13 protein-coding genes and 2 pseudogenes are annotated in these 10,901 nt (G+C 69.7%); 3 read left to right on the top strand and 12 right to left on the bottom strand.

Features of this window, described 5'->3' with window-relative positions; genetic code table 11:
- Together ACFWU6_RS27315 and ACFWU6_RS27320 are read right to left on the bottom strand one after the other, a co-directional pair.
- On the bottom strand, window positions 1–632 hold a 632-nt coding region (locus ACFWU6_RS27315; RefSeq protein WP_383983572.1), incomplete at its 3' end, for a cbb3-type cytochrome c oxidase subunit I.
- A gap of 94 nt (window positions 633–726) precedes the next feature.
- Window positions 727–1,266 (bottom strand): metallophosphoesterase family protein, encoded by a 540-nt coding sequence (locus ACFWU6_RS27320; protein WP_383983599.1) that lies wholly within the window; start codon window positions 1,264–1,266, stop codon window positions 727–729.
- A gap of 286 nt (window positions 1,267–1,552) precedes the next feature.
- Here ACFWU6_RS27320 and ACFWU6_RS27325 point away from each other — a divergent pair, with 286 nt between their 5' ends.
- Window positions 1,553–2,098 carry an isochorismatase family cysteine hydrolase gene (locus ACFWU6_RS27325; protein WP_383813235.1) on the top strand — a complete coding sequence of 182 codons (546 nt, stop codon included), beginning with the start codon at window positions 1,553–1,555 and terminating at the stop codon, window positions 2,096–2,098.
- Between the two features lie 153 nt (window positions 2,099–2,251).
- Window positions 2,252–2,551 carry a hypothetical protein gene (locus ACFWU6_RS27330; RefSeq protein ID WP_383813237.1) on the top strand — a complete coding sequence of 100 codons (300 nt, stop codon included), beginning with the start codon at window positions 2,252–2,254 and terminating at the stop codon, window positions 2,549–2,551.
- 861 nt (window positions 2,552–3,412) lie between these two features.
- Here ACFWU6_RS27330 and ACFWU6_RS27335 read toward each other — a convergent pair.
- From ACFWU6_RS27335 to ACFWU6_RS27345, 3 genes are all read right to left on the bottom strand, one after another.
- The gene (locus ACFWU6_RS27335; RefSeq protein ID WP_383813192.1) at window positions 3,413–4,057 is read right to left on the bottom strand and encodes a helicase associated domain-containing protein; all 645 of its coding nucleotides are present in this window, start codon (window positions 4,055–4,057) and stop codon (window positions 3,413–3,415) included.
- A 66-nt stretch (window positions 4,058–4,123) separates the two neighbouring features.
- Complete coding sequence (locus ACFWU6_RS27340) at window positions 4,124–4,465, bottom strand: helicase associated domain-containing protein (protein ID WP_383983574.1); 342 nt, start codon at window positions 4,463–4,465, stop codon at window positions 4,124–4,126.
- Between the two features lie 99 nt (window positions 4,466–4,564).
- Window positions 4,565–4,792 carry a hypothetical protein gene (locus ACFWU6_RS27345; RefSeq protein ID WP_383813196.1) on the bottom strand — a complete coding sequence of 76 codons (228 nt, stop codon included), beginning with the start codon at window positions 4,790–4,792 and terminating at the stop codon, window positions 4,565–4,567.
- Window positions 4,793–5,267: 475 nt separating this feature from the next.
- On the opposite strand from ACFWU6_RS27345, the gene ACFWU6_RS27350 reads away from it, so the two are divergent.
- A complete protein-coding gene (locus ACFWU6_RS27350; protein WP_383813197.1) occupies window positions 5,268–5,720 on the top strand; it encodes a GNAT family N-acetyltransferase in 453 nt (150 codons plus the stop codon).
- A 28-nt stretch (window positions 5,721–5,748) separates the two neighbouring features.
- On the opposite strand, the gene ACFWU6_RS27355 is transcribed toward ACFWU6_RS27350, so the two are convergent.
- From ACFWU6_RS27355 to ACFWU6_RS27385, 7 genes and pseudogenes are all read right to left on the bottom strand, one after another.
- On the bottom strand, window positions 5,749–6,123 hold the full coding sequence (locus ACFWU6_RS27355) for a transposase (RefSeq protein ID WP_383813199.1): 375 nt from the start codon (window positions 6,121–6,123) through the stop codon (window positions 5,749–5,751).
- 307 nt (window positions 6,124–6,430) lie between these two features.
- A pseudogene (locus ACFWU6_RS27360) lies at window positions 6,431–7,237 on the bottom strand (IS5 family transposase).
- A gap of 69 nt (window positions 7,238–7,306) precedes the next feature.
- Window positions 7,307–7,711 carry a transposase gene (locus ACFWU6_RS27365; RefSeq protein WP_383983576.1) on the bottom strand — a complete coding sequence of 135 codons (405 nt, stop codon included), beginning with the start codon at window positions 7,709–7,711 and terminating at the stop codon, window positions 7,307–7,309.
- Window positions 7,712–8,120: 409 nt separating this feature from the next.
- Window positions 8,121–8,387 carry a hypothetical protein gene (locus tag ACFWU6_RS27370; RefSeq protein WP_383983578.1) on the bottom strand — a complete coding sequence of 89 codons (267 nt, stop codon included), beginning with the start codon at window positions 8,385–8,387 and terminating at the stop codon, window positions 8,121–8,123.
- A 214-nt stretch (window positions 8,388–8,601) separates the two neighbouring features.
- Window positions 8,602–9,236 (bottom strand): annotated as a pseudogene (locus ACFWU6_RS27375) (aminotransferase class I/II-fold pyridoxal phosphate-dependent enzyme); the annotation flags it as partial.
- A gap of 354 nt (window positions 9,237–9,590) precedes the next feature.
- Window positions 9,591–9,980, bottom strand: coding sequence for a D-ribose pyranase (gene rbsD, locus ACFWU6_RS27380; RefSeq protein WP_383811768.1), 390 nt, complete (start codon window positions 9,978–9,980; stop codon window positions 9,591–9,593).
- Window positions 9,977–10,879: a ribokinase gene (locus ACFWU6_RS27385; protein WP_383811771.1), complete on the bottom strand. Its 903-nt coding sequence runs from the start codon at window positions 10,877–10,879 to the stop codon at window positions 9,977–9,979. The genes rbsD and ACFWU6_RS27385 overlap by 4 nt, the downstream gene beginning before the upstream one ends.
- Window positions 10,880–10,901 lie beyond the last annotated feature (22 nt).

Genomic DNA, 10,901 nt, shown 5'->3' on the forward strand with positions numbered 1-10,901 from the left:
AGCAGGATGTTCCACGTGAAGATCGGCATCCGGAACATCGTCATGCCGGGCATCCGCATGCAGATGATCGTCGTGACGAAGTTGACCGAGCCGAGGATCGTGCCGAAGCCCGCGAGCGCCAGACCCATGATCCACATGTCGCCGCCGATGCTCGGCGTGCGCACCTTGCCGCTGAGCGGGGTGTAGGCCGTCCAGCCGAAGTCGGCCGCGCCCTGGGGGGTGAGGAGGCTCGCCACGACGATCAGCCCACCGAAGAGGAACAGCCAGAACGACAGCATGTTCAGGCGGGGGAAGGCGACGTCGGGTGCCCCGATCTGCAGCGGCATGATCGCGTTGGCGAACCCGGCGAAAGTCGGCGTCGCGAAGAGCAGCAGCATGATCGTGCCGTGCAGGGTGAAGATCTGGTTGTACTGCTCGTTCGAGACGATCTGCATCCCCGGTCGAGCCAGCTCCGCCCGCAGCAGCAGCGCCATCACGCCGCCGATGACGAAGAACCCGAACGACGCGATCAGGTACAGGTGTCCGATCTTCTTGTGATCGGTCGTCGTCAGCCACGACACGATCACGCGTCCGGGGGTGCGGCCCGGTACGTGGATCGGGGTAACGGGCTCGGTCGAGGTCGACGTAACCACACAAGATCCTTCTCGCCAGGACAGACGGAACCGTCCGGCCATGCTGTCGTCTCGCGGCCCGGAGCGGCCGACCTACGGCGCGACACGCGCCGGCTCACCCCCTCGGCGCAACTTGCCCGGGCGCGGGGGGCCGGGGCCGGGCCGGCAGTCGGTGGAGGCGGACCTCGCGCAGGGCTCCGTCCGTGACGTGGGCCGTCATGTAGGTGTGGTGCGGCTGCTTCCTGCGGTCGGTCGGAGAGCCGGGGTTCAGCAGGCGCAGACCGCCCGGGGCGAGGGAGTCCCAGGGGATGTGGCTGTGGCCGAAGACCAGTACGTCCAGGTCGGGGAAGCTCTGCGCGCACCTGCGCTCCCGGCCCCGGGCCGGCCCCGTCTCGTGCACCACGCCGAACCGCACGCCTTCCAGGGTCGCGTACGCGACCTCGGGCAGGCGGCTCCGCAGTTCCGGGCCGTCGTTGTTCCCGTGGACCGCCAGGAGGCGACGCGCCCGGCCGCTGACCAGGTCCAGGGTCGCCGCGTCCGTCCAGTCCCCGGCGTGGAGTACGAGGTCGGCCCTGTCGATCTCGGCCATGACCTCGGGCGGCAGGACCTTCGCCCGTCGTGGAACGTGCGTGTCCGAGATGAGCAGCAGGTACATACCGGTCACGGTAGGTCCTGTCGTCACAGTAGCGCCGGTCAGGCCCGCGGTGTCCGGCTCCGTGCATCGCAAGGTGTCCGGCGCGGGCGGGCGCACTGCCCCTCGCTGCGTTGCGGGGCAGGGCGAACCGATGAAAGCTGATGCCATAGCCATGCATGGCGGTGGGCATCTGGATGACCCGCCGCTCCCCCTGCGCAGGGGGAGCCCGGTGCTCCGCACTCCCCCGCGCGCGGCCCGGGCCGGCCGGTGCGCCGCGAGCGGGGCCCGTGACGAAAGGCTGCTTCCCATGGCGCGGACGGCACTGGTCGTGATCGACATGATCAACGCCTATGAGCACGAGGATGCCGATGTGCTCGTCCCCTCCGTCCGCCGGGCGCTGCCGGGCATCGTCGCGCTCCTCGCGCGCGCCCGGTCGAGCGGCTCTCCCGTGATCTACGTGAACGACAACTTCGGGCAGTGGCGCTCCCACCACGGTGAACTCCTGCGGGTTGCCCTCGACGGCCGTCACCGCGACCTCGTCGAGCCCGTCGCCCCCGACGACGAGTCGCTCTTCGTCGTCAAGGCCCGTCACTCGATCTTCTTCGAGACGCCGCTGGCCTATCTGCTGGGGCAGCTGGGAATCGAGCGGCTCGTCCTGTGCGGGCAGGTCACCGAGCAGTGCGTGCTGTACTCCGCGCTGGACGCGCACGTCAGGCACTACCGGGTCACCGTGCCCACCGACGCCCTCGCGCACATCCACGCCGACCTCGCGGAAGCGGCCCTGCAGATGATGCGGCGCAACATGTCTGCCGAGTCCTGCCGCGTCGACGAAGTCGTGTTCGACGCCCCCTGACGCGTCCGTCCGGAGCGGGGCCGGGCAGCGGGTGCTGGGTGCGGGCCCAGTGCTTGAGCTGGTCTTGACCCGGGCCCGGTTGGCGTTGTCCTCGCGGTGACAGATGTGGACGTGCGGCCCCCGGCACTGGCCACATGTGGTTTGCTCGCGAAGGTGCAGGTCGACCAAGCGCAGCCCGCACAACTCGCGGCTCCCGCCCCGGCGCCCGCGGGCGCGGGCAGCGGTGCGAAGGTGTCGGGCAAGGCGCGGCAGGCGTTCGAGCGGGGTGTGGAGGCGCTCGCGCAGTACGTCGCGCGGGAGGGCGGCCTGCCCGCGCGCTCCGTGGTCGAGGTGCTGCCCGACGGCGCCGAGCACCGTACGGGGATCTGGTACGGGAATCTCAAGGCCCGCCGCGACAAGCTCGAGCAAGCCCAGCTGGCCGCGCTCGCCGCACTCGGGGTGGAGTGGGCTTAGAGCTGGGGTCGGACGGACTCCTCGCGAACCGTACGTATTGCGTACATCGCACCGGCCTTCCTGGACCTACGGGCAGCGCAGGGAGGAGGGCTCTGCTCAGGCTGAGCGGGGTGCATCGTCGTCAAGGCGCTGTCTGAGACGGAAGAGAGCGGCGATGTCCGCTCTGGCGTGTGGCACCGGCCCCGTGGATCGCGGCGATGCTGCTCGCCTTGCGTGTCTCCGTCCGCACGTACGGTGGTGGTCTTGTATGTGGCAGGTGCGAATCGGAATCGCCCGGAGCCCCCAGGCCACCCGTACGCTCTATGTACGCAATATGTTCGGTTGATGCGACCGCTGGGTCTGCGGGCTGTTCGGCCGCAGCGTGGGCGGGGGTGTCTCCCGGACGTAGGGCTGGGGTGGCTGCGCCCCTCTCCGGGTCGATTCCGCCCCCTCGGCCCGGTGGTGATCTGCAGGGATGTTTCAGCAGGCATTGAGCGTCCTGCTGACACGTACTCCCCGGCGGCGGGGCCGGTCCCCGGCGAGGCCAGGGGGCCGGTCTCCAGCGAGGCCAGCGCGAGCTCCAGAGCGGCGACCGCGTGCACCACGACTGCTTCATCGGTTCCCGGCCGGGCGCGGGCGAAGTCGGCGAACACGGCGGCGGCGCGCGGCCACGTCCCCGGCGCCATCGGCATCGGGCCCTCCCACAGCGGCACGACCCGCACCCGGGCCGCCGACTTCATCAGCCGGTCGAACTCCTCATTCGTATCCACGCGGTCCCCTCGTCGTCCGTGTCGCGTCTGCTGTACCTGCTACAAGTCCGGACCGGGCCCGGACGTTACGGTCCGGCCAAGCCGGGCCGGGCCGGGTCCTGCGGCACCGGGACTACCGGGCCCGTCCGGCGCCCCTGGCCGGTGCGGCCTGCCGACGGTGGGCGGGGAGCGCGGCTTCCGCCGCGGCCTGCCGGCCTGGAGCCGCCGCGGCAGCCGGGGTGGTGGTGGAGCGGGAGCGGGCCGCCGCCGGGGACACCCGGACGCGGGACCCGGGCGCGGCCGGGGCAGGACCTCGACCACGGAGCGAGCGGGCAGGCCGCCCCCGCGCGACGTACTGCGCGAGCGCCTCCACACCATGCTCGAACGCCTGCCGCGCCTTGCCCGAACCGCCCGTCGCCGTACCGGCCGCATCCGGCTTGGGGGCCGGTACGGGCGTCTGGACGGGCGTCACGCCGAGCGTGGTTAGCCGTTCCTGTTGCTCAGTCGACAGCTGCGCCCAGGCGCGAGCCTGCCGTGCCAGCCATCGTCCGAGGTCGTCGCCGTCGAAGATGACGCCCGGCGCGATGTAGGGCAGGACTCCGCCGGTGTCGACCAGGTCCGCGAGGATGCGGTGGTGGCGTTGCCAGTCCAGTGGCCAGGGACAGTTCCAGTCCGGGTCGATCGCGGTCAGCCGCTGCGCGCGGGTGCGGGCCCGTTCCGTGTCCTTGCCGAGGCCGCCTCTCCGCCGGAGGTTGGCGATGTGCTGCCCGATCGGCACGGGCCGGTCGGCGCCTTCCCGCGCGGCGTACTGTGCGAGGGCGGCCAGGCCCCGCTGGAACGCCTGCTACGCCCTGCCGGTACCGCTCTTCGCCGCACCGGCCGCGGCCGGTGCGGGTGACGGCGCCTGGGCGGGCATCACGCCGAGCGCGGCAAGTCGTTCCTGCTGTTCGGGGGATAGCTGTGCCCAGCCGCGGGCCTGCCGCGTGAGCCATCGCCCGAGCTCGTCGGCGTCGAAGTGGATGCCGGGCTGGATCGCGGGCAGGACTCCGCCGGCCACGGTCTCGGCGAGCTGGGCGAGGGACTCGAGCCGGTATACCCGGGTCCGCAGGAACGCCGCGATCGTCTCCGGGTCGCACCGCCCCGCTCCACGCCGCGGGCGCGTACGGGCGGATCGGTGGGCCCTCACGACGTGGCGCGGCGTTCCAGCAGACGCTCGACCGGGTGACCGTGCCGACGGAGACCTTGTGATTTCTCTACGCGGCAGCGGGCTTCGAAGGGCCTCCGGTCAGGCGACCTTCTGGCGCCGGGGCCTCTTCCGCGTCTTCACGCCGCCGACGATGAGCACCAGCCCCGCGGCGACGACGCCGAGGTAGGCGGTGGACGGGAGGTCGACGACCTTGTGCATCCAGCCCCACTCCGTGCCGAAGAGGGTCTGCGAAGCGAAGCTGACAAGCCCCTGGGCTCCTACGACGTAGCCGATGCTTTCGACGGTGTATCCGATGGTAGTGCGCATGGATCAACCCTCTCGCGGCGGTGCCGCAAGATCGTCCTCTTCAGGGCGGAAAACGCAGTAAGCCAAAGGATGCAGTCGCATGCGGCCCGTCCTCGGCGGGCCAAGGCCGATCAGGAGCGGTCGACGCGGCTATTGAAGGCGATCGACGAAGCCAGCGACGCCGCTCCGGGGGAGGTGACGGAGTTCGAGCGGATCGTCCTCTACGGCGTCGCCGAACTCCCCGGCCGTGGCTTTATTCACGGGTTGTGGGTTCTGGCACAGATCTTGGGGAGCCGTCGCGGAGCGTCATTCCAGCGTTCGATTACCAGGGTCTCATGAGACCGCCGCGTGTCCTGTCCGTCTCCCCAGTACCCGTCCACGAGCCGGGGAGCCCGCGAGAGGCGGCCGGGTCCGACAGTAAATCGATCTTGACGTGCCCGACGTGTGTGGTGTCGAGTTGACGGTGAGAAGTGGCACCAGTGCATAGGGGATCGACATGTTCATAGCAGAAGAGGGCGTTTTCGATCCTGTTGAGATGTTGAACCTCTACGACTCGGTCGGCTGGGAGGGCTACACCAGCGACGTCGACAAGCTCTGCCGCGGTCTCATGAACTCTCACCTCGTCATCACGGCACGAGACGGATCGGGAGCGCTCCTCGGACTGGCACGGACCGTCTCCGATGACGAGCACATCTGTTACGTCCAGGACGTCGTGGTCAATCCGGCGAACCACAGGCAGGGGGTTGGCCGGGCGCTGGTCGAGCACTTGATGCGGCGCTACTCCCACTGCCGGTTCCTCCTCCTGTCCACGGACCACGAGTCGTCATCTGAGGGCAAGCGCAACCACGCGTTCTACCGGAGCCTGGGATTCCTGTCCTACGAGGAAAAGGAGATGGCAGGCTTCGGACTGCCAAGGAACCGTCCCGACCTGCGCGATACAACTCCGTAGGCAAAAGATCCTGAGGAGTTGCGGAGTGTTACTGGAGGAGGATCATCTTGCGAAGTAGTTCGAATCCGGCTCGGCCGTAGAGCTGCCGCTTGATCTTCTTGATGCGGTTGACGGCGCCCTCGATGCTGCCGGAGCTCCAGTCGAGAGTGAGCCCGGCTGTCACGGCGTCGAGGTCTCGGAGCAGGTGGAGTGCGAAGCCGGTGAGGCCGGGTAGCTGGCTGGCGTCGACTGCGTCGATCCAGGTGGGGAGCGTTAAGCCGAGGCGGTCGGTGAGTATCTCGCCGAAGTCGCGGACGTGTCCGGCGGCCTTGTCCAGTTCGGGGCAGCGGGCCAGGACCTCCTTGAGGCCGGCCCGGTCTTCCTCGTTCAGGGTCGTGGGGTGCCGGGTGAGCCAGCCGGTCACCTCCCGCACCGTCGGCGGCCGCGGCGGCGCGCCAGTCGGAGCCCCGCGGAGGTGGCGATGTGGGAGCGGACCATTTGGTAGGTGACGGGCGCGTTGTCGACAAAGAGTTCACTGTGGAGGTGGGTGACGCTCGTGCATCCCGCGGCGAAGCGTCGCTCCAGGTAGGGCTTGTAGGGGGCCAGTCTGCTGGGTCGGGGGCGATTCTCGTGTCCTGCCAGCGTGCGGCGTTCGCGTACCGGAGGACGGTGTTGAGGCCCCAGCCCAGGTGCCGGGCGATCGCCCGGCGTGAGTGGCCTTACTGATCGTTTCAGAATGAGGTTCGGAGTCGTCGTAAGCAGATGATGCTGCAGGCGAGTTGGAGGAGACCGAGGTGAAGGTCGGCTCGTATCTCGTAGCGGATTCGAAGGCGTTTGAACTGGTGGAGCCAGGCGAAGGTGCGCTCGACGACCAGCGGGTCTTGCCCAGGCCGGAGCCGTGAAGTGTGCCGCGGCGGGCGATCTTGGGTGTGGTGCCGCGGGCCCTGATCAGACGACGGTACTTGTCGAAGTCGTAGCCGCGGTCCGCGAAGAGTTGGCGGGGCCGGTGACGTGGCCGTCCGCGAAGCCCGCGGATGCGGGGTATCGCGTCGATCAGAGGCATGAGCTGGGTGACATCGTGACGGTTTCCGCTGGTCAGGGAGACGATGAGTGGGGTTCCGTGCCGGTCGACGATGAGGTGGTGCTTGCTCCCCGGGCGGGCGCGGTCAACTGGCGAAGGTCCGGTGTGAGCCCCCCTTTGAGAGCTCTGACGTGCGAGGCGTCGATCGAAGCGTCATCCATGTCCAGCAGCCCGGAGGTCCGCAGCTCGGTCGGCAGGACTTCGTGGAGGCGGGGCCACACGCCGGCCTCGGTCCAGTCCCGAAGCCGGCGCCAGGCCGTCACACCGCTGCAGCCGATCCGCTCGGCGGGAACGTCCCGCCAGCTCACTCCCTTGCACAGCACGTAAACGATGGCTCTCAAGGCGGCACGGCATCCACCGGCAGTCGCCCGGGATACCGAAACCACCTGGCCGGCCGCCCCGGCAACAACGGGGCCACACGTTCCCACAAGTCATCAGGCACGAGATCAGCAGACACACCTCAGATCCTGCCGACACCACACCCAACTACCAAGCCCCGCAACGAATCTCATTCTGAAACGATCAGTTAGGCCAGGAGCTCGTGGACCAGGGCGTGTGCTGCCTTCTTCCGCTCGGCCCGCCGGCCGACGGGCTCCGAGTCGTCCTGTGGTCGACCGGAAACCAGTCCGGTGGCCTCTGGCAGCATGCCGCTGGGCGATGGGTTGCGCAGGCAGTCGCGATGGGCGGCGACGCAGGTCTCCACGGCTCGGCCGAGACCCTGCCACAGATGGAACCTGTCAGCGACCTGCAGAGCTCCGGGGGCACCGCGCCGGGCACCCTCGGCGTAGGCGCCCGCTCGGTCCCGGCAGATGATCTCGACACCGGGGTAACGAATCAACCACCCGGCCAGCGGCCCGGCTTCACGGGTGGGGAGCACATCGACCACGCGATGGTCTTCGACGCTGATGCCGGGGCACAGGTGCCTGGTCACGGGGTGCCGTTGAGGCGTCAAGGCATGTGAGCTATGTAGCAGCTCTTCACATGCCTAACGGCTATCCGAGGATTCTTCTGGCATGTTGGTGACCAAGTTGGACGATGTGGTCCGCTGCCCTGGCGCTGGTAACTGCAGTGCTCCATCAATCGAGGTCTGCGAACGCGGGTGGATCACGCCAGGTCCTCCCATGTCCACGAGGTGGCGACACTCCCATCGGGCTCCCGCCCGAGTCGGAACTGCTCTAGCTGGCTGCTGATCTTGATGAATTGATGGAAGCCCCCTGCGGCAGGAAGCCGTGCAACCAGGCCGGCGACCTGCTCGTCCGCCCCGACCGCTCGCAGGCTGTCCAGCAGCCTGGCCACCAAAGACGGGTTGTCGACGGCGATGTCAGCGGCGGCCCGTGTGGCTAGGGCGGCGATCTGCTCGTCCGCAGGACCGGATCGCTGATACAGCGACGCACGGTATCCCGGCTCGGCGCACCCATCACCAGGCGCTCTTCGGCGTCGGTTGCGGCGATGTCCTTGGCGATCTCATCCAGGATCGGCATACCCGCCGCCAGGTACACCTCGTAAAGCAGGTCCTTCAGCTCTTGCAGAGGGCGCGGCCATCCCACCCGTGCCCGTTCCAGCGGCCGCGGCCGCTTCACCGAACCGCCCCCCGTGTCGCGACTCATCGCATCATCGTTCCCCACCCCCGTGCCCGGCATGGGCTGAACAGCCCGAATAGGCGACTTGGTTCGCGCCTTGTCGCAACCGGGAGTCGATCTTCCTGCAGGTCCGAACGTGGATAGCGAGCCGGCCGGCTACCCACCCGCTGACCACAATCTGTGGAGGTCCCATGTCCCGCACGCGCCTGACACGCCGCGAGCGCCTGGTACTGGCTAGTGCCGCCCTCGGCGGTGTCGTCCCCGTCACCATGCTCTTGATCTTGGAGAGCTGGTCGGCGAACAGGCCTGTGACGCCCTGCGCGTCGCGGACGCGCTGATCGGCCACCGCGTAGCCGACCCTGGCTCCGGGGGCAGCACCGTCTTGGCGAAGGAGCCCAGATAGACCACGCGACGGCCGGTGTCCAGCGCCTTGAGGGTAGGCCTTCCCCCACCGCGGTGGAACAGGCCGTACGGGTTGTCCTCCAGCAGGAGGATGTCCTCCTGCTCGGCCACTTTCAGCAGTGCGCGCCGGGTGGCCAGGTCCATGCTTAGACCGGACGGGTTGGCGAAATCGGGCATCACGTAGCACGCCCGCGGGCGCTGCCCCCGCTGCCTCGCGCCGCGGATCTGCGCGACCAGGTCGTCCAGGTCGATGCCCGCCGCGCCGCCGGCGACGGGCAGGACGGGCATCTCGACCAGCCGTGCCGCGCCGGTGAGACCGACGTACATGGGCGAGACCGAGAGCAGGACGTCGCGCGGGTCGGCGCGCAGCGCCCGCAGGACCAAGAACATCGCCTCCTGGCAGCCGACGGTGACCACGACCGACTCCGGGTCGGCGTCGATGCCCTCGTCGCACGCGAGGCTGCGGGCGATGAGGCCCGCTCGTTCGAGACGGGCCGCCCCACCAGCGGAGCGGCCCGCTCTGAGGTTTTCCCCAGCCGTGACGGCTCCGGTAGGCACGGCGCGTGCCCCGGCCTCGGACCACCGCCGGTACCGGCGGCACTTCCGGCCGTGGCCCGCCGTCCAGGCGCGCGTACCTGGTCAGCGGACCCGCAGGGATCCTGCACGGACCCGGTCACGGCCGATCGACCTTTCACCCCGACAGTGGTAGCCCGGGGCGGTGGCCGCGCGGGGGGACTCCGGGAGGGTTCGCAGGGTTCCTGGCGGAGAGCGAAAGGCCGAGGGGACCCGGTCGACGGACCGGGCCCCCTCGAAACCGTACTGGTGGTCTCAGAAGAAGACGCCGCAGCGCAGCAGCACGTTCGCGTACGGCCGTGCCTCGCCCGTGCGGACGACGAGCCGGGCTCCCGCCGACAGCTGCTTGAGGCGCCCGTGCGGGACGAGGTCCAGGGCGGGGAAGTAGCCGTCCAGCAGCTTCGACACCTGCGGATTCGCCCGCCGTACCTCCTCCGCCGCCGTTGCCCGCTCGACGACCAGCTCCGCCAAAAGCCCGTCCAAAACCTCCGCGAACGCCGGCACTCCGGCCCGGAAGGCCAGGTCCACCACCCGCGGGCCGTCCGGTACGGGCATGCCCGCGTCGCACACCAGCACCCCGTCACCATGGCCCAGTTCGGCCAGGGCACCGGCTAGATGCCGGTTCAGTATTCCGGCCTTCTTCACAAGGCAGCAACCTCCGCCGCTGTCGGGAAGGACACCTGCGCGCCCTCCTTCGTCACTGTCGCCGCCCCGGCCCGAGCCGCGTACGCCGCCGCTTGGGCCAGGGACTCGCCGGCACCGAGCCGGTAGGCCAGCGCGGCCGTGAACGCATCGCCCGCGCCCGTCGTGTCCACCGCGTCCACCTGCACAGAGGCGACACGGCCGGCGCCCTCCGCCGACGCCACCAGCGCGCCCTCCGAGCCCAGCGTCACCACCACCGACCGCGGGCCCTTCGCCAGCAGGATCCGCGCCCATTCCTCGGGAGCGTCCCCGACGGCGGAGTTGCCCAGGATCACCTTCGCCTCGTGCTCGTTGACGATCAGCGGGTCGCAGGCCGCCAGTACCTCTGGCGGTAGAGGGCGCGGCGGCGACGGGTTCAGGACGAAGCGACTGCCGGGCGCCAGATTCCGTACAACCTCCACCACGGTCTCCAGCGGGATCTCCAACTGCGCCGAGACCACCCGGGAGCGCTGGAACAGGCACCCGGCGGCGCGCACGTCCTCCGGGGCCAGCCGGGCGTTCGCGCCCGGCGAGACGACGATGCTGTTGTCCCCGGTCGGGTCGACCGTGATTAGCGCGACCCCGGTCGGCGCACTGCCCACCAGGACACCCACCGTGTCGACACCGGCCTTTCGCTGGGAGTCCAGCAGCAGCCGGCCGTGCGCGTCGTCGCCGACCCGGGCCAGCAGAGCCGTACGGGCACCGAGTCTGGCGGCGGCGACCGCCTGGTTGGCGCCCTTACCGCCCGGGTGGACGGCCAAGTCGGAGCCGAGTACGGTCTCACCGGCACCCGGCCGGCGCTCCACTCCGATCACCAGGTCGGCGTTGGCCGACCCCACGACTAGGAGGTCGTAGTCGTACACAAGTTGTCTCCCCACGTGAGTG

It is taken from the genome of Streptomyces sp. NPDC058674 (genome assembly GCF_042716505.1).
GTDB lineage: Bacteria > Actinomycetota > Actinomycetes > Streptomycetales > Streptomycetaceae > Streptomyces.

Excerpts from the sequence above, each read along its gene's own strand:
- ACFWU6_RS27320 (WP_383983599.1), bottom strand. The coding sequence starts at position 1,266 with ATGTACCTGCTGCTCATCTCGGACACGCACGTTCCACGACGGGCGAAG.
- ACFWU6_RS27325 (WP_383813235.1), top strand. The coding sequence starts at position 1,553 with ATGGCGCGGACGGCACTGGTCGTGATCGACATGATCAACGCCTATGAG.
- ACFWU6_RS27345 (WP_383813196.1), bottom strand. The coding sequence starts at position 4,792 with ATGCGCACTACCATCGGATACACCGTCGAAAGCATCGGCTACGTCGTA.
- ACFWU6_RS27350 (WP_383813197.1), top strand. The coding sequence starts at position 5,268 with ATGTTCATAGCAGAAGAGGGCGTTTTCGATCCTGTTGAGATGTTGAAC.
- ACFWU6_RS27370 (WP_383983578.1), bottom strand. The coding sequence starts at position 8,387 with ATGAGTCGCGACACGGGGGGCGGTTCGGTGAAGCGGCCGCGGCCGCTG.